We start from the raw sequence: 16,288 nt of genomic DNA on the forward strand, positions 1-16,288 counted from the left end.
GCTTTTTCGGTGAGCGTTACCAGATTTGTTCGGCCGCGTCGTTTCGAGTTTCGGCGTCGGAGTGGAGATATTTCATCGTCGTCGTGACGCTCTTGTGACGAAGCTGCTCTTTCGCGTGGTGCGGACCGATATGATTCGCCCAGTATGTCGCAACCCCGTGGCGAATCGCGTACCATGTTATGTCCTTGTGGTCTGGAATGGGAAGGTCACCATCGTCGACGAGCCGGCTCAGTAGGTAGTTACATGACTTCGAACTGTACGTAGTCCCTTGCTTCGTGAGCCAGAGTTCGTCTCGACCACGATACTTGTCATACGTTGCTCGCTCCTCCAACCACCGTTCGAGGACTCTCGCTGTGCGCCCCTTGATTGAACAGTTCCAGTGAGCTTCGTTCTTTGTGGACTCGTCTTTGGGAATGTTGAGCTCGTTGTTCTCAAGATTGATCCACTCCGTAGTAGCTCGGCCCACCTCGATGGGACGAAGCCCAGTGTCCAACGTCACAGCGATAATCGACGGTTCTTTCCAAGAGTTAGCCTGTTTGAAGTGCTCGGGGCCGACCTCAGACTTGGGCACGCCGAGTCGCTGGGAGACGAATGTCTTCAGCCGATCACGCTCCTCGGAGGACATGTCGCTATGGTAGCTCTTGACTGAATTGTATTCCAGCGCCGCCTGATAGAGCGGCTTGAAAGCCGTCCGGCGAAGATAATCGCGCTCGTCGCCAGTTGCTTGACTCAGTTCCGGCTTCGGTTCCCAGTCGTAATCGGTTCCGTGGATATGGTTTTGATACTTGAATAGCCGCTGGACAGCCTTCCCGTAGTGAAGTACGCTTGAATCAGCCATCTCGTCTGAGCGGTTGAGGAGTCGAATGAGTCGATCTGCATGATCTGGTGTAAACGCCGTCGTGTAGGCGTCTTCATATTCCCAGAGCCACCGAAACGCAATTTCAAGCTTGTAGTGTGTCGACTGAAGTGTACTCTGGGCGAGGCCCTGACCTTTCTCTGGGTGTTTCCCATACGAGCCGAGCCACGAGAGGAGCTCTTTCTTGAAGTCCCGGTAGTCGTCGACCATATTGAGTCCGTACGCTTCGAGGTCTTCGCGTGACCGTTCACTGACGAGCGGGAAATCGAGTTCCACTGGTTCTGGAGCCGATGGAAGCCCATCCTGAGGGGTGCCACCACCAGCGGGGAGGTTATCCAGTGGATCGGGTTGGTTGGTCACGCGCACACACCTCCGTTTGTTTGTGTGCCATGACACATTCTCGAATCGCAAGACTGCGCGGCTATCGGGTTGTAGCGTTTTCGGGTGTTATTGGACATCGTTTGGCTCTCATGAGAAGGCCGAAATCGACTGAGAGAGCCTGTAAGGCCGCTTAAGCCTAGGCCGGAATTTGAATCCGGGGTCTCGTCCTTACCAAGGACGCGCTTTACCGCTAAGCTACCCAGGCACGCATCTCCTTCTTCCCGGCAATTGTCTTTAGGCGTTTCGATTCCGCTCGGGTATGGCGGTCGTTCTCAGTGGTCGGCGGCCGCCTCTGTCCCGTCGGTCGCGGGCGTATCGACCCCGATGCGGGCCGCGACCGTGGTCCGAACGTCCTCGCCCAGCAACACCGCGTGCTCGGGGAAGCCGCCGTCGGCGAGCGTCACGGCGTACTCCCGGAGGCCGGCGGTCGGGGTCTCCCCGGCCGCAGTCACGCCGGCGACGACGGCCAGTTCCAGTACGTCGGTCTCCAGGTTCGCGTCGAAGCGCTCGTCGCCGGTCGAGCGAAGCACCGTCTGATCCGACCCAAAGGAGCGGACGACTTCGACGGCGTCGTCGGCGGCTTCGGTCCGGGCGAGCAGGTAGAACCCCCGCGAGACCAGGATGTCGGCGATCAGGATGTCCAGGTCCGCGGCGTCGCGGTCGCCGTGCTCCCAGGGGTCGTCGTGGGCGAGCGTCCGGGTCAGCGCCAGCCCTTCGTAGATGAGTTGGACGCCCGCGGCGCGGTCGGTGAGGCCGTCGCCGGGCTCTGCCGTCCGGTCCCGCGCAGCGTCTGCGCTGGCCAGCGTCAGGATTCCGGGCGCGAACGCGGCGTCGTCGAGGCGTGACACGATCCGGTCTCGGAGATGTCCGGGTTCGATGTCGTCGACCGCTGCCACCGCGGCTCGGCGGACCGCCGCCAGTTCCTCCATTGGCAAAACCTAGCGGCGCGAAGGGCAAAGACCTTTGGAAACACCGGAGTGAGGGACGGCATGGTGGGGACGACGGCCGACGGTGCTGTCCGTACGATCACGCTCGACCGGCCCGAGAAGCGCAACGCGCTCACCCGCGAGACGCTCCGTGACCTCGAAAGCACCCTGGCCGACGCGACGGCGCCGGTCGTCGTCCTCCGGGGGGCCGGCGAGGCGTTCTGTGCCGGCGCCGACCTCGACGTGATCGCCGGTCTCGACGCCGACGCGGCCGGCGAGTTCGCCGCGCTGGGCCAGCACGTCGCACGGACGATCGAAGGGTACGACGGCGCGGTCGTGGCCGCCGTCGACGGGGCGGCCAGGGGTGGCGGCGTCGAACTGGCGCTGGCCTGTGACCTCCGAGTGGCGACGCCCGCGGCGACGTTCGCGGAGACCGGCGTCCGACTGGGGCTTTTCGGCGCCTGGGGCGGGACCGTTCGACTCCCGCGGATCGTCGGGGAGAGCGCGGCGATGGACCTGGCCCTGACCGGACGGACCGTCGACGCCACCGAAGCGCTCCGACTGGGACTGGTCTCGCGGGTGACCGACGAGCCACGGCAGGTCGCGAGCGAGCTGGCGGCGGTCGACCACGGCGCGCTCAGGACGGTGAAGGGACTGCTCCGTGACGGCGGTGACCGGGAGCAGCGAGAAGCGCGCGAACGGGCGGCGTTCGCGGAACTGATCGCGGCCCGCGAGGACTGAGTTCAGTACAGCGGGTCCGGGCCCGGCGGCATCGCCCGCTTGTGGGCGCTTTGCTCGTACATCCCGCGGACCTGTTCGACGGCCGACTCGGGGACGCCGAGGTGGTCGGCGGTCGCGGCCTTGGGGACGCCGCCGTCGACGTGCAACGCGAGGATCGAGTCCAGCGTGTCGTAGTCCATCCCCATCTCGGCGGCGTCGGTCTGGCCCGCCCACATCTCGGCGCTGGCGGTCTTCTCGGCTAGATCGTCGGGGACGCCGACGTGTTTCGCGAGCTGGCGGACCTGCTGTTTGTACAGCCCCGCGATGGGGTGACAGTCGACGGCGCCGTCGCCGTACTTCGTGTAGTAGCCCACCAGCGCCTCGCTGCGGTTACCGGTCCCCAGCACCAGGGCGTCCTCGTGGTTCGCGACGAGGTAGTTCAGGACGGCCCGACAGCGAACCCGGAGGTTCCCGACCGCGAGCTGGTCGCCCGCGGCGGCCGGGAACGCATCGAGGAACCCATCTACGAGCGGGTTGATCTCGATCACGTCGTACTCGATACCCAGCAGTTCGTCGGCGACGCGCTCGGCGTCGCTCATGTTCTCGTCGCGGTTGACCTCGCTCGGCATGACGAGTCCGTGGACCGCGTCGGCACCCAGCGCCTCCACGGCCAGGTGCGAAGTCAGCGTGCTGTCGATCCCGCCCGAGAGGCCGATGACGGCCCGGTCGACGCCGGCTGCGTCGAGTTGCTCGCGGACGAACGCGGTGCAGTGCTCGCGATGTGCTTCCAGTTCCGCCTCGGAGAACGTCAGGTCCAGGGGGTCCTCGGCACGGACGATCGCGTCGGCTTCGGCCATACCGACGTGTAGGCCGGCGACGACTAATACCCACCTATCGACGCAGGATTTCCGACCGTCCGTCCAGTGTCGAGGGCGGTGACGGGACGCTCGTCCTGTGACGGCTCGCTGTCGGGCCAGCGGCGGTGCCAGCCGAAACGCTACGTTCAAGTGTGCCGACCGTTCACCCACGAGTGCGAGTAGTCGTCCGCGCCTCGCGCGGCGTCGCCGGTTTGTCGTGCGTCGGGCTCTCCCGACGCTCTGTCGTGCGCGCCGGTGGTCCAGTGGTAGGACATTGCCTTCCCAAGGCAATAGCCCGGGTTCAATTCCCGGCCGGCGCACTCCCTCGGGTCGTTTGCCGCCCGACGTTCACCTCGTGACACTCGGTGAACTCCCGGCCGGCGCGTTTTGGGACGAACAATCCGCGAGCAACGAATACAATCCAGCGGGAAGTACACCACGCCGAACACTGGGCTCTCACCACCGGGTCCGATCACCGACGGACTGCGCCGTCGTGGCCCGCAAACACTGTGCGTTCGCTCGCTCCAGTAGTCGTCCGCCACCAGACCGTCGCCCCGCGATATCCGGCGCTCTGCGGTTTGTTCAGTCTGACCTGCTCTACCGCCTGGCGACGGGGCTGTATCGGGGTCCCGACCACTACCTTGTTATACCTGGGTGGCTAACCTGTTAGGTATGTCACGCGGAATCAGCGTCCTCGTCTGTGGCGGGGACGAGACCGCCGTCGCGGACACGGCGGCAGCACTGGAGGAGCGGGATGGGATGGCCGCCCAGACGGCGACGGGGTCGGTGGCCGCCGACGCGGTCGGGGCAGTCGACTGTGTCGTCTGCGTCGACAGCGCCCTCCCGGCGATCGTCACGGAACTGCGGGACCGGTCGCCGTCGCTGCCGGTCGTGGTCTTCGACAGCGGCGGTCCCGAGACGGTCCAGCGGGCGCTCGACGGCGGGGCGACTGACTACGTCCAGCGAGGGACCGACGAGCAGTACGCCGTCCTCGGGTATCGCGTCGAGCGGGCGGCCGGCGTGTACACGAGCTACGACGCCGGGACCGACTTCGATCGGTACGAGGAAGTCATCAGCGCGCTCGACGACGGCGTCTACGCCCTCGACGACCAGGGACAGTTCGTCTTCGTCAACGAGGCGATGGCGGACCTGACGGGATACCCGACCGAGGAACTGCTGGGCGAGCACACGGCGATCATCAAGGACCGCGGCACCGTCGAACTGGCCGAACAGAAACTCGCGTCGCTGCTGTCCAGTTCCGGGCCCGACGAGGTCGAGACCACGTTCGAACTGGAGATCCGCCCCAAGAACGGCCAGCCGTTCCCCTGTGAGGACCACATGACGGTGCTGTACGGCCCGAACGGCCGGTTCCGCGGGACTGCGGGGGTCATCCGCGATATCACCGAACGCAAGCGCCGCGAGGAGATGCTCTCGGAACTCCAGGAGACCTCGCGGGCGCTGATGCAGGCACCGAGCAGGGAGGCCGTCGCCGACATCGTCTCCAGTGCGGCCGAGACGGTCCTGGGAATGGACCTCAACGTCGTCAGGCTGTACGACGGCGACGAGCAGACCCTGTGGCCGGCGGCGACTTCGGGCCGGACCGACGCCCTGCTCGGGGATCGCCCGATCTACGGGATCGACGAGGGACGGCCCGGCGAGGTGTTCGCCACCGGCGAACCCGCGCTCTACGACGACATCGAGGACGACGAGACCGGGTTCCGCTCGGCGATGTACTTCCCGATCGGTGTCCACGGCACCCTGAGCGTGATGTCGACGGACCCCGACGCCTTCGACGACATCGACCACATGGTCGCGGACCTGCTGACGACCAACGCCGCGGCGGCGTGCAACCGGGCGAAACGCGAACAGGAGGTCCGGGAGACCCGCGAGCGCATCGCGGGGATCCTCGAACGGATCAACGGCCTCGTCGAGGACACCATCGAGGTGCTCGTCGAGGCGACGACCCGCGAGGAAGTCGAGGCGGGGGTCTGCGAGCAGGTCGCGGCCACCGAGCCGTACGTCTTCACCTGGATCGCCCGGCCGAACGTCCGCAGCGACCGACTCGAAGCCCGTGCGTGGGCCGGCGACGCCGCCGTCGAAGTCGACGACGTGAGCGTCCCGACGAACGCGGACGAACCCGGCGCGCGTGCCCTCGCGTCCCAGGAGTCAGAAGTCCTCACGAACCTCGAGACGGTCGACGCCGAGTGGGGGCCACGGGCCCGCGCGGCCGGCGTCGAGTCGGTGATGGCGATCCCCCTCTCGTACACGGATTCGACCTACGGCGTCCTCTACGTCTGTTCGGACCAGGCCGACGCGTTCGACGAACGCGAGCGGGTCGTCCTGGAGGCGCTGGGCCAGGCCGTCGCCAACGCCATCAACGCCATCGAGAGCGGGAAGATCCTGTCGGCCGACCGGATCGTCGAACTGGAGTTCACCGTCGACGACCGCGAGTTGCTGTTGAGCCGGCTCTCGGCGTCGACCGGCGCGACCCTCGAATCCGAGGGGACCGTCCTCGACGACGACGGGACGCTCCGGATGTACCTGACCGCCGAGGGGGCCGACACCGACGCCGTCCTCGACGCGCTGGAGACCGACGAGTCGGTCCGTAGCGTCAAGCGCATCGTCGAACACGAGGGCGACGCGCTGTTCGACATCACGCTCGGGGAGTCACTCGTCGCCCGGTTGGCCGACCACGGCGCGGTCACCACGGGTGTCACCGCCGCCGACGGTGTCGCCCGCTACACGATCGAACTCCCCTACGAGACCGAAGCCCGCGAGGTGTTCGGGCTGGTCGAGGACAGCTACGACGGCACCGATCTGGTCGGCTACCACGAGCACGAGCGCCCGGTCCAGACCCGCCAGGAGTTCCGTGCCTCGCTGTCCGAGCGGTTCACCGACCGTCAGGAGACGGCGCTGCGAACCGCGTACCTCGGCGGCTTCTTCGACTGGCCCCGCGAGATCGACGGCGACGAACTCGCGACCGCGATGGACATCTCCCGGCCGACCTACCACCAGCACCTCCGGGCCGCACAGCAGAAGGTGTTCGAGGAGCTGTTCGAGTAGCGAGAGCCCGACCACAGGGAGGGCTCTCGGCGAAACGGTGAGCGAAGCGAACCGTGGAGCAGCGAGGGGCTGACCGCAGCGAAGGTCCTCGACGGAACGGTGAACGAAGCGAACCGTGGAGCAGGCGGGCGGCACCGACCGACGGGAGCCCTGGAGCAGAGCGAGCGCCCGACCGCGGGATACTTGTCCCGGCCACACCAACCGACGGTCGACAGATGGACGCCCCGCTGTGGACCGAGACGTACGCGCCGGCACTCGACGAGATCCCGCAGCCACAGGCTCGCGAGCACCTCCAGGGTGCCATCGAGGAGCCGATGAACCTCCTCGTTCACGGGCCGAAAGGGAGCGGCAAGACGGCCGCCGTGCGGGCCTTCGCCCGCGAGGTCCACGACAACCCCGACGCCGACTTCACCGAACTCAACGTCGCCGACGTGTTCGACATGACGAAAAAGGAGGTCGCCAACGACCCCCGGTTCGCCTCGTTCATCGACAGTAAGCGCCGCCGGGAGTCCTCGAAGGCGGACCTCATCAACCACGTCCTCAAGGAGTCGGCCAGCTACGCGCCGGTCTCGGGGACGTACAAGACGATCCTGCTGGACAACGCCGAGGGGATGCGCGAGGACTTCCAGCAGGCGCTGCGCCGCGTGATGGAGCAGTACTACGAGGCCACGCAGTTCGTCATCGCCACGCGCCAGCCCTCGGCGCTGATCCCGCCGATCCGGTCGCGGTGTTTCCCGGTCGTCATGCGGGCGCCGACCCACGAGGAGACCGTCTCGGTGTTGGAGGGCGTGACGACGGCGGCCGGCGCGGACCACGACGCCGACGGGCTGGAGTACGTCGCCGGCTACGCCGACGGTGACCTCCGGTCGGCGATCCTGGCCGCACAGACGACCTACGAGGCCGAGGGCGCGGTGACGATGGAGGCCGCCTACGAGACGCTGAACGACCTCGAAGCCGACGACCAGGTCGAGTCGATGGTCGTCGCCGCCGAGGAGGGCCGCTTTACCGACGCGCGCTCGACGCTTGACGACCTGCTGGTCGACGAGGGGTACGGTGCCGGTGACGTGCTCGAAGACGTGCTGGCGGTCGCTCGGTCGCGCTACTCCGGCCAGCGCCTCGCGGCGGTCCACCGGCTGGCCGGCGAGACGGACATGGCGCTGACCGAGGCGGCAAACGAGCGGATCCACCTCTCGAACCTGCTGGCGAACCTGGCCGAGACTCAGTAGGTGTCGACGCCGGTGACCTCGAAGCGGGCGCCGCCCTCCTCGCCGTCGGTGACCGACACCGACCAGTCGTGGGCGGCGACGATGTCCGCGACGATGTTCAGCCCGAACCCGGTGCCGTTGGCCTGCGTGGAGTAGCCCTGCTCGAACACCCGGTCGCGCTGGTCCTCGGGGATTCCCGGGCCGTCGTCGACGACGTAGAACCCGCGGTCGAGCGTGCCGACGGTGATCGTCCCGTCGGCCGCTCCGTGTTCGGGGGCGTCGTCGGTCTCCGGCCGACCGCCCGTCGAACCGTGTTCGATGGCGTTCCGAAAGAGGTTCTCGAACAGTTGCTGGAGCCGTGAGGGGTCGGCTTCGACGACCGCGTCGCTCTCGATGTCCAGCGTCACCTCGGGGGCGTCGATGCTCCCCCAGGCCAACTCCGCGACGGTCGCGATCTCGACGGCCTCGACCTCCGAGACGGTCTCGCCCTCACGGGCCAGCGAGAGGAGGTCGTCGATGAGTCGCTGCATCCGCCCGACCGCTCGCTGGGCGGCTTCGACGTGCTCCTCGTCGTCGGTCGTCAGCATGTCCAACCGTGCGTCGATGACCTGCAGTGGGTTCCGGAGGTCGTGGCTGACGATGCCCGCGAACTCCTCTAGGCGGTCGTTTTGCCGTTCGAGCGAGCGCTCCCGCCGCTTCCGTTCGGTCACGTCGTCGAGCAGGCCGACGAGGCGTCGTGACTCGCCGTTCGGGGTATCGACCGGATACGCGTCCGACTGGATCCACCGCACTGTCCCGTCTCGGTCGACCAGGCGGTACTCGAAGTGGTACTCGCCGTCGACGGTCCCCGCTTGGAGGTCGTCGAACATCGCTTCCATCACGGTGGTGACGTGGTCCTCGTCGTCGGGATGGACGTGTTCCAGCGCGGTCTCCAGCGGACTCCCGTGGAGGTTGTCCAGCGGACGCCCGGTCATGGCTTCGTAGCCGGGGCTGATATACAGCAACTCCCCGTCCGCGTCGAGCATCCAGATGACTTCGTTGAGGTGCGTCGCGATCCGTCGAAACCGTCGTTCGCTCTCTTCGAGGCGGTCCGTCTGGCGAACCCGCTCGGTCACGTCGCGCAGGACGACGGTGACGAACTGCTCGTCGTCGATCGCCGTCGCGGTCGCGTTGAGTTCGAGGTGTCGCCCCTCGCCGTCGGCGGCCGTGAGTTCGATCTGGTCCACAGCCAGCGCGTCGTCGCCGATCGCCCGACCGAGACACTGTTCGAGCGTCGCGGTCGTCTCGTCGTCGAGAGAGGAGAGCGCGGCAAGCGGGCTGCCGACGGCGCGCTCGCGGTCGGTGCCGACGGTCGCACAGAACGCGTCGTTGACGAACAGCAGCGTCCCCTCGGGGTCGCTGACGAAGGCCGGATCGGGGAGCGTCGTGAACAGCGACGCGAACCGCTGTTCGCTGTGGCGGTATCTGCTGTCGAGGCGCTCCGAGAGCGCCCGCCGTTCGAGGAGGTTCGCCAGCCGTCGGTGGAGCACCGGTTTCTCGATCGGGGTCGCGATGACATCGTCGACGACGTAGAGCCCGTCGATGGTGCGCCACTCCTCGGGATCGAACTGCTCGCTGACCGGCGCTTCGCTGACGAGCAACACCGGCGCGAACACCGGGGCGCTCGCCCGTTTCCACGCTCGCAGGGCCGTCTCGTGGCGGGCGAACGCGACGGTGTCGACGAGACAGAGGTCCGTCGACTCGTCCAGGCGCGGCTCCGTGGCGGTCCCGACCGTGAAACTCTCCGAGAGCCACTCCCCGAGGAGTTCGCCGTTGCGGTCGTGATCGAACAGGAGCTCGATGCGGTCGGTCGACTCGGCGAACAGCGGTCCGCCGGCCGACGTTCCCTGCCCGTCGTCCATCGGCTATCGGTCGCTCCGTTCGATGTCCGGCGTCCCTTCGAGCAGGCCGCTGGCGTCCGTGAGCGGATCGCCGATAACGATTCCGTCCGATGTGATCTCGAACTCCCGGAGCGTCCGTTCGAACGTGCTGACGCGCTTTTTCAACACGCCGACCACCTTCCGAAGCTCCCCGTTGAGTTCGATGTGGCGCAGGAAGACGACGTTGTCGGCGAGGTAGCTGATACCGGCCTCCGTGGCTTCGAACGACCCAGTCACCGATCCCACCTCGTCGACGAAGATGACGGTCACGCCCATGTTCTTGAGGTAGCGACCCAGCGCGTGGAGCTTCCCGACGAGGGCGTCCTCGTTGCCCTGCAGGGAGAGCTTGTAGCCGTTGATCCCGTCGATCATGACGACGCTGACGCCCCGCTCCTCGACCTGTTCCCGGACGTGTGCGGCGAACTGCTCGGCGGAGTAGTCAAGCGCCTCGACGGCCTCGACGGTGAGCGCGCCGTCAGTTTCGAGCGTTGAGACGGGAATCCCGATCGACTCACAGCGGTGGCGGAAGGTCCGGGGGGACTCCTCGAAGTGGTAGATCGCCGAGCGTTCGCCCTGGTCGGCCGCGGCCTGCATGAACAGCGTCCCCGTCGTGGTCTTGCCGACGCCGGTCGGGCCGCTGACGACCGTGATCGTCCCTCGCTCGATGCCCCCGCCCAGCAGCGTGTCCAGTTCGGCGTTCCCCGAGGGGATCGGTGTCGTGTCGAACTCCGTGGCGTGATCGCCCGGGTCCAGGATCGGGTACACCGAGATGCCGGCGTCGGTGATCTCCATGGAGTGTGCGCCGCTCTGGCGATCCGAACCGCGGAACTTCGGCACCGACAGCGACCGGCCCTCGTCGTCCCGCCGGAGTTCGACGATGCCGTCCGCGAGAAACTGGAGGTCGTCGTCCGGCGTCTCGGCGGACCGCTGTGAGGTAAACAGCACGGTCGCGTCGGCCTCTTTCAGGTACCGCATGAACGAGATGACTTCCTTGCGGAACTGGAACTCGTCACTGGAGAGGTAGCGAAACTGCGTCACCGGGTCGACGAACACGCGGTCCGGTTCCATCTCGTCGACGCTGTCACGGATCCGTCGCTGGATCGGCTCGCGGTCGACCTCGTCGGCCTCGAAGATACTGTAGGACTGATCCTCCGCGAAAAACGCCGATGAGGGACTCAGATCCAGAAACGTCACGCCAGAGAGATCGAAGCCGAGCGCCGTTGCGTTCTCGCGGATGTCGTCGGTCGCTTCCTCGAGGTTGATATACAGCACCGACTCGCCCGCGGCGGCGCCTTCGGTCAGGAAGTGCAGGCCCAGCACCGTCTTTCCGGTCCCGGGTGCGCCACGGACGAGGTAGCTCCGGCCGCCGAGCAGTCCGCCGTCGAGAACGCCGTCGAGTCCGTCGACACCGGTGGAGAGCCGGCCGGTTTCACTCGTCGTCATATCACCTGGGTTGGGCTGCCCCGTACAAGGCTTTCCCCCTTCCATTCTCAGTGTTGAGATGCGTCCCGACCACGGTAGCAGTGTCGGCCCCTGGCGGTCACATCACTCGGTCGATCACGGTGTTCGCGGATTCCACGGCTTCGAAATCCTTTTAGGCGCTTCGGAGGGAAGTAGAGCCAACGAACTATGGACATCGATATCATCAACGAGGACGAGAATCCGATGTTGCACAGGACGGACGTCCGGTTCGAGGTCGTCCACGACGAGGCCACGCCCTCCCGACTCTCCGTGCGTGACTCGCTGGCCGCCATGCTGAACAAGGACGCCGACGAGGTCGTCATCCACGAACTCGACACCAAGTTCGGCATGCGCAAGACCGTCGGCTACGCGAAGGTCTACGAGAGCCCCGAACACGCCCGCGATGTCGAGCAGGACTACATGCTCGAACGCAACAAGATCGTCGCCGACGGCGAAGAGGGTGAGGAGGCATAATGCCCCACCACGAATACTACTCCGACGGTAAACTCGACCGCGAACTGTGCCCGCGCTGCGGTGACACGGTGCTTGCCGACCACGACGACCGCACGCACTGCGGGAAGTGCGGTTACACCGAGTGGAAGTAACGGGCCGTATGCGCGTTCTCGGTATCGAAGGCACCGCCTGGGCAGCCAGTGCTTCGGTGTTCGAGACCGACGATCCCGCGGTCGTAGCGAGCGACGATCACGTCTTCATCGAGACCGACGCCTACCAGCCCGACAGCGGCGGCATCCACCCGCGAGAGGCCGCCGAACACATGGGCGAGGCGATCCCCCAGGTCGTCGGGACGGCACTCTCTCACGCCCGCGAGCGGGCCGACGCCGCCGGGGAGACGGGACCGCCGGTCGATGCCGTGGCCTTCTCGCGTGGCCCCGGCCTCGGGCCGTGTCTCCGCATCGTCGCGACCGCCGCCCGCGCCGTCGCCCAGCGCCTGGACGTTCCCCTCGTCGGGGTCAACCACATGGTCGCCCACCTGGAGGTCGGCCGCTACCGCTCCGGGTTCGACTCGCCGGTCTGTCTGAACGCCTCCGGCGCGAACGCCCACGTCCTGGGCTACCGGAACGGTCGGTACCGCGTGCTGGGCGAGACGATGGACACCGGCGTCGGCAACGCCATCGACAAGTTCACCCGCCACGTCGGCTGGCAACACCCCGGCGGGCCGAAAGTCGAGCGCCGCGCCCGCGAGGGCGAGTATCACCCGCTGCCCTACGTCGTCAAGGGGATGGACTTCTCCTTTTCGGGGATCATGTCCGCCGCGAAGCAGGCCGTCGACGACGACACGCCGGTCGAAAACGTCTGTCGCGGGATGGAGGAGACGATCTTCGCGATGCTCACCGAGGTCGCCGAGCGCGCGCTGTCGCTGACCGGCGCCGACGAACTCGTCCTCGGGGGCGGCGTCGGCCAGAACGAGCGCCTCCAGGGGATGCTCCGGGAGATGTGCGAGCAACGCGGGGCCGACTTCTACGCCCCCGAGGACCGCTTCCTGCGGGACAACGCCGGCATGATCGCGATGCTTGGCGCCCGGATGGTCGCCGCCGGCGACACGCTCGCGATCGAGGAGTCGGGGATCGACTCGAACTTCCGGCCCGACGAGGTGCCGGTCACCTGGCGGGCCGACGAGGCCGTCGGGGCCGACGCGGATCGACGGGTCGACGGGTCGACCGACCACGAGGCGACCGAAGTCACCGGTGCGGAGGCGACCGTCAGGATCGAGGCCGACCGCGTCGTCAAGGAGCGGGTCCCGCGGAGCTACCGCCACCCGGCGCTGGACGAGCGGCTGCGGACCGAACGCACCCGCCAGGAGGTCCGCCTGACGAGTGACGCCCGCCGGAACGGCGTCCCGACGCCGCTGGTCCGGGACGTGGACCTCCGGGACTCCCGGATCGTCTTCCAGCGGGTCGGCGACGAGGACCTGCGCGGAGCGTTGACCGAATCCCACGTCCGGGATGTCGGTCGCGCACTCGCTCGTATCCACGACGCCGGCTTCGTCCACGGCGACCCGACGACGCGGAACGTTCGGGTCCGGCCCGGGGCCGACCGTCGGCGCACCTTCCTCATCGACTTCGGCCTGGGCTACTACACCGACGAACCCGAGGACCACGCGATGGACCTCCACGTCTTCGCCCAGTCGCTGGCCGGCACCGCCGACGACCCCGACGCACTGTTCGAGGCGGCGCTGTCGGCCTACCGTGCCGAGGCGAGCGATCCCGACCCCGTGCTGGCGTCGCTCGACGACATCGAGGGCCGCGGGCGCTACCGGTAGTCGCCGGGTCGCTACCGGTACGATGGGCTTACCCGCTCGCACCCAACACTGCCGAGGTGACAACTGACTTAACGCCCGGGACAGTATCGGGTGGTATGGACGACAAGCCACAGTCCGGGACCCTCTTTGGCGTGCCGTACAACTTCGAGCGACCGAGCCTCAAACGCCTCGTGTCCTCGTACTGGAAGCCGGGCGAGGGGATGCTCGTCGAGAAGCCCTTCGGCATCGGCTACACGCTGAACCTGGCCAACTGGCGGGCCTGGGTCGTACTGCTGGTCGCCGGCGTGATGCTGTACCTCGAACGCAGTAGCAAGCGGAAGGCACTCGACGAGGACGACGAGGACGAACCGGTCGAAGTCGTCGTCGACTGAGACGCTCTGGCTCCCGATATCGTCCGGCAGTAGACGGTTTCGACGGCTCTTTTGCCGTCGCTTCCCCCCCTTGTGGTATGCTCAACTTCGTGACGACCAACCCCGGGAAGGTCCGGGAGGCGGTATCGTATCTCGACGACGATGTCACACAGTTCGACTTCGACTATCCGGAGATCCAGGCCGACGACCTGGCCGCGGTGGCCGCCCACGGCGCACGGTCGGCCTACCGCGCCGCGGACGGCCCCGTCGTCGTCGACGACGCCGGCCTCTTCGTCGACGCCTTCGACGGCTTCCCCGGCCCCTATTCCTCGTACGTCGAGGACACCGTCGGCGTCGAGCGGGTCTGGCGCATGACCGAACCCGAGCCGGACCGCTCGGCGGCGTTCAAGACCGTCGTCGCCTACTGTGACGGCGACGCGCTGTCGGCCGAGCGGGTCGACGAGGGGGAGCGACGAGCCACCCGTGGCGCTGTTCGAGGGCCGGGTCGACGGCCGCCTCGTCGCGCCCCGGGGCGAGGGTGGCTTCGGCTTCGATCCGATCTTCGAACACGACGGGACCACCTTCGCCGAGATGGACACCGAGGAGAAAAACGCCGTCTCCCACCGCGGGCGCGCCCTCGAATCGTTCGCCGCGTGGTACGCCGACCGATGACCGTCGCCGGGGCGGCGCTGATCACCGGTGCCTCGGCGGGGATCGGTGCGGCGCTCGCTCGCGAGTTCGCCGACAACGGCCACGACGTAGTGCTCGTCGCCCGCCGCGAGGAGCGCCTGCGGTCGCTGGCGGCAGAGGTCGAACGCGAGTACGGCGTCGACGCCACGCCGATCGCGATGGACTTAGACGACGCCCGGGCGGCGCTTGAGCTGTACGAGACCGTCACCGACCGGGGGCTGGAGGTCGGCGTGCTCGTCAACAACGTCGGCGTCGGCACCTACGGCCCGTTCGCCGACAGCGACCTCGACGCCGAGCGCACGCAGTTACGGCTCAACGTCGTCCTCCCGGTGGAACTGACCCGCCTCTTTCTCGACGAGTTCGACGACGGCGGCGCGGTGCTGTCGGTCGGTTCGATGGCCGGCTTCCAGCCTGGCCCCTTCCTCCCGGGCTACTACGCCAGCAAGGCCTACGTCAACAGTTTCACGCAGGCTATCGCCGAGGAGCTACGCGGGACGCCGGTCGACGTGACGGTCGTCTGTCCCGGCCCCGTCGAGACGGAGTTCCAGGAGCGGGCCGGCATGGGCGACTCGACCGTCGGCTCGCTGACGACCAACACTCCGGAGGCGGTCGCGACGGCCGCCTACGACGGCCTCGTCGCCGGCGAGACGGTCGTCGTCCCGAGCCGGCTGCTGCGGGCGGTCGACGTGCTGGGTCGGCTCGCGCCCCGTTCGGTGACGCGGCGACTCGCCCGCCTGGTCAACGAGGGCCGCTGACGGGCTGTTCGAGCAGTCGGTCGCCGGTCCCATCACAGACGACGGTGGCGACCTCGTAGCTCGAACAGCAGGACTCGACGGTGTCGGTGCTGAACGTCGCGGGACTGCCGTCGGGACACTCCCGGACGAACACGCGCAGGCCGGCCAGGACCTCGCCGCGGGCGGCGGGCGAGAGCTTCGCCCACTCGTCGGTCCAGTCGGCCAGCGTCCGGGCCGCGGCGACATCGACGCGCAACGCCGTGTTCGAGGGCCACTGGCCCAGTCGCTCTCCGTCGCGGTTGATCGCGACCGCGCCGTCGAACTCCTCGAGACCGACCTCGCCGGCCGTCAGGCCGAGCAGGTCGAGGACCCGCTCGGGGTCGACGCTCTCGGGGACCTCGCGGAGTTCGCGGTGCCAGGCGTCGTCGAACGCCCCGGTCAGACAGAGGTCGTCGACCTCCGCACAGGGCTCCAGTACGTCGAGGTCCAGCAACATCGTCTCCAGTTCGACGCCTTCCTCCTCGAAGCGACTGGTACCCGCCCGGGCGGCCGGCCCCTTCCCGAACCAGGCGAGCAGCCAGGGGGGCATATACCGTTTGGTCAGCTCCGGGGTCCCCGGGACCAGATAGCCCCGGAGCCAGATCGACAGCGCCGAGACGGCGAGGACCAGCGCGGCCGCGACGCCGGCGAGCACCGGTGTCGTCGCCACTGCGATCCCGACACCGACCGCGCCCGCCAGCGCGACCGCGATCGCGCTGTTGACGATCGTACAGGGCAGACAGCGGTTCTCGCCGGTGTACTCGGGGTCTCGGAGTCGGGCCAGCATCTCTGTCCGCCGTTCGTCG

Annotated in this window: 14 protein-coding genes, 2 tRNA genes and 1 pseudogene; 10 read left to right on the top strand and 7 right to left on the bottom strand. The window is 67.6% G+C overall.

Annotated elements, in window-relative coordinates; all coding sequences use genetic code 11:
- Nucleotides 1-16: 16 nt before the first annotated feature.
- The 3 genes from P1L40_RS10310 to P1L40_RS10320 all read right to left on the bottom strand — a co-directional run bounded on the left by P1L40_RS10310 (nt 17) and on the right by P1L40_RS10320 (nt 2,166).
- Nucleotides 17-1,216: a tyrosine-type recombinase/integrase gene (locus P1L40_RS10310; RefSeq protein ID WP_284006807.1), complete on the bottom strand. Its 1,200-nt coding sequence runs from the start codon at nt 1,214-1,216 to the stop codon at nt 17-19.
- A gap of 154 nt (nt 1,217-1,370) precedes the next feature.
- Nucleotides 1,371-1,442, bottom strand: a tRNA-Thr gene (locus tag P1L40_RS10315).
- Nucleotides 1,443-1,509: 67 nt separating this feature from the next.
- On the bottom strand, nt 1,510-2,166 hold the full coding sequence (locus P1L40_RS10320; RefSeq protein WP_284006810.1) for a DUF7114 family protein: 657 nt from the start codon (nt 2,164-2,166) through the stop codon (nt 1,510-1,512).
- A gap of 60 nt (nt 2,167-2,226) precedes the next feature.
- Between P1L40_RS10320 and P1L40_RS10325 the strand changes: the two genes are divergently transcribed.
- Nucleotides 2,227-2,904, top strand: coding sequence for an enoyl-CoA hydratase/isomerase family protein (locus tag P1L40_RS10325; RefSeq protein ID WP_284006811.1), 678 nt, complete (start codon nt 2,227-2,229; stop codon nt 2,902-2,904).
- A 2-nt stretch (nt 2,905-2,906) separates the two neighbouring features.
- Here P1L40_RS10325 and P1L40_RS10330 read toward each other — a convergent pair whose 3' ends face one another.
- Entirely contained in the window at nt 2,907-3,740 is an 834-nt protein-coding gene (locus P1L40_RS10330; protein WP_284006812.1) for an NAD+ synthase, read from the bottom strand.
- A gap of 249 nt (nt 3,741-3,989) precedes the next feature.
- Here P1L40_RS10330 and P1L40_RS10335 point away from each other — a divergent pair.
- The 3 genes from P1L40_RS10335 to P1L40_RS10345 all read left to right on the top strand — a co-directional run bounded on the left by P1L40_RS10335 (nt 3,990) and on the right by P1L40_RS10345 (nt 8,029).
- Nucleotides 3,990-4,060, top strand: a tRNA-Gly gene (locus P1L40_RS10335).
- A gap of 352 nt (nt 4,061-4,412) precedes the next feature.
- The gene (locus P1L40_RS10340; RefSeq protein ID WP_284006814.1) at nt 4,413-6,803 is read left to right on the top strand and encodes a bacterio-opsin activator domain-containing protein; all 2,391 of its coding nucleotides are present in this window, start codon (nt 4,413-4,415) and stop codon (nt 6,801-6,803) included.
- 215 nt (nt 6,804-7,018) lie between these two features.
- The gene (locus P1L40_RS10345) at nt 7,019-8,029 is read left to right on the top strand and encodes an AAA family ATPase (RefSeq protein ID WP_284006816.1); all 1,011 of its coding nucleotides are present in this window, start codon (nt 7,019-7,021) and stop codon (nt 8,027-8,029) included.
- On the opposite strand, the gene P1L40_RS10350 is transcribed toward P1L40_RS10345, so the two are convergent.
- Nucleotides 8,023-9,909 (bottom strand): PAS domain S-box protein, encoded by a 1,887-nt coding sequence (locus tag P1L40_RS10350; RefSeq protein WP_284006818.1) that lies wholly within the window; start codon nt 9,907-9,909, stop codon nt 8,023-8,025. The genes P1L40_RS10345 and P1L40_RS10350 overlap by 7 nt on opposite strands.
- 3 nt (nt 9,910-9,912) lie before the next feature.
- Nucleotides 9,913-11,370: an ATPase domain-containing protein gene (locus tag P1L40_RS10355; protein ID WP_284006820.1), complete on the bottom strand. Its 1,458-nt coding sequence runs from the start codon at nt 11,368-11,370 to the stop codon at nt 9,913-9,915.
- A 186-nt stretch (nt 11,371-11,556) separates the two neighbouring features.
- Between P1L40_RS10355 and P1L40_RS10360 the strand changes: the two genes are divergently transcribed.
- From P1L40_RS10360 to P1L40_RS10385, 6 genes and pseudogenes are all read left to right on the top strand, one after another.
- Nucleotides 11,557-11,862, top strand: coding sequence for a 30S ribosomal protein S24e (locus P1L40_RS10360; protein WP_284006822.1), 306 nt, complete (start codon nt 11,557-11,559; stop codon nt 11,860-11,862).
- On the top strand, nt 11,862-11,993 hold the full coding sequence (locus P1L40_RS10365; RefSeq protein ID WP_284006824.1) for a 30S ribosomal protein S27ae: 132 nt from the start codon (nt 11,862-11,864) through the stop codon (nt 11,991-11,993). Before P1L40_RS10360 ends, P1L40_RS10365 begins: the two co-directional genes overlap by 1 nt.
- 8 nt (nt 11,994-12,001) lie before the next feature.
- Nucleotides 12,002-13,669 (top strand): bifunctional N(6)-L-threonylcarbamoyladenine synthase/serine/threonine protein kinase, encoded by a 1,668-nt coding sequence (locus tag P1L40_RS10370; RefSeq protein ID WP_284006825.1) that lies wholly within the window; start codon nt 12,002-12,004, stop codon nt 13,667-13,669.
- A gap of 95 nt (nt 13,670-13,764) precedes the next feature.
- Nucleotides 13,765-14,040: a DUF5808 domain-containing protein gene (locus P1L40_RS10375; RefSeq protein WP_284006826.1), complete on the top strand. Its 276-nt coding sequence runs from the start codon at nt 13,765-13,767 to the stop codon at nt 14,038-14,040.
- Between the two features lie 77 nt (nt 14,041-14,117).
- Nucleotides 14,118-14,501: pseudogene (locus P1L40_RS10380) on the top strand (non-canonical purine NTP pyrophosphatase); the annotation flags it as partial.
- Between the two features lie 186 nt (nt 14,502-14,687).
- The gene (locus P1L40_RS10385) at nt 14,688-15,464 is read left to right on the top strand and encodes an SDR family NAD(P)-dependent oxidoreductase (RefSeq protein ID WP_284006827.1); all 777 of its coding nucleotides are present in this window, start codon (nt 14,688-14,690) and stop codon (nt 15,462-15,464) included.
- Here the strand turns inward: P1L40_RS10385 and P1L40_RS10390 are convergent.
- Nucleotides 15,448-16,269 carry a DUF8054 domain-containing protein gene (locus tag P1L40_RS10390; RefSeq protein ID WP_284006828.1) on the bottom strand — a complete coding sequence of 274 codons (822 nt, stop codon included), beginning with the start codon at nt 16,267-16,269 and terminating at the stop codon, nt 15,448-15,450. The two genes, P1L40_RS10385 and P1L40_RS10390, sit on opposite strands and share 17 nt — an antisense overlap.
- Nucleotides 16,270-16,288: the final 19 nt, after the last annotated feature.

Origin of the sequence: Haloarcula pelagica (genome assembly GCF_030127105.1) — an archaeon.
Lineage (GTDB): Archaea > Halobacteriota > Halobacteria > Halobacteriales > Haloarculaceae > Haloarcula > Haloarcula pelagica.

Coding starts and splice junctions, on each gene's coding strand:
- P1L40_RS10320 (WP_284006810.1), bottom strand. CDS start 2,166: ATGGAGGAACTGGCGGCGGTCCGCCGAGCCGCGGTGGCAGCGGTCGAC.
- P1L40_RS10325 (WP_284006811.1), top strand. CDS start 2,227: ATGGTGGGGACGACGGCCGACGGTGCTGTCCGTACGATCACGCTCGAC.
- P1L40_RS10330 (WP_284006812.1), bottom strand. CDS start 3,740: ATGGCCGAAGCCGACGCGATCGTCCGTGCCGAGGACCCCCTGGACCTG.
- P1L40_RS10340 (WP_284006814.1), top strand. CDS start 4,413: ATGTCACGCGGAATCAGCGTCCTCGTCTGTGGCGGGGACGAGACCGCC.
- P1L40_RS10345 (WP_284006816.1), top strand. CDS start 7,019: ATGGACGCCCCGCTGTGGACCGAGACGTACGCGCCGGCACTCGACGAG.
- P1L40_RS10350 (WP_284006818.1), bottom strand. CDS start 9,909: ATGGACGACGGGCAGGGAACGTCGGCCGGCGGACCGCTGTTCGCCGAG.
- P1L40_RS10355 (WP_284006820.1), bottom strand. CDS start 11,370: ATGACGACGAGTGAAACCGGCCGGCTCTCCACCGGTGTCGACGGACTC.
- P1L40_RS10360 (WP_284006822.1), top strand. CDS start 11,557: ATGGACATCGATATCATCAACGAGGACGAGAATCCGATGTTGCACAGG.
- P1L40_RS10365 (WP_284006824.1), top strand. CDS start 11,862: ATGCCCCACCACGAATACTACTCCGACGGTAAACTCGACCGCGAACTG.
- P1L40_RS10370 (WP_284006825.1), top strand. CDS start 12,002: ATGCGCGTTCTCGGTATCGAAGGCACCGCCTGGGCAGCCAGTGCTTCG.
- P1L40_RS10375 (WP_284006826.1), top strand. CDS start 13,765: ATGGACGACAAGCCACAGTCCGGGACCCTCTTTGGCGTGCCGTACAAC.
- P1L40_RS10385 (WP_284006827.1), top strand. CDS start 14,688: ATGACCGTCGCCGGGGCGGCGCTGATCACCGGTGCCTCGGCGGGGATC.
- P1L40_RS10390 (WP_284006828.1), bottom strand. CDS start 16,269: ATGCTGGCCCGACTCCGAGACCCCGAGTACACCGGCGAGAACCGCTGT.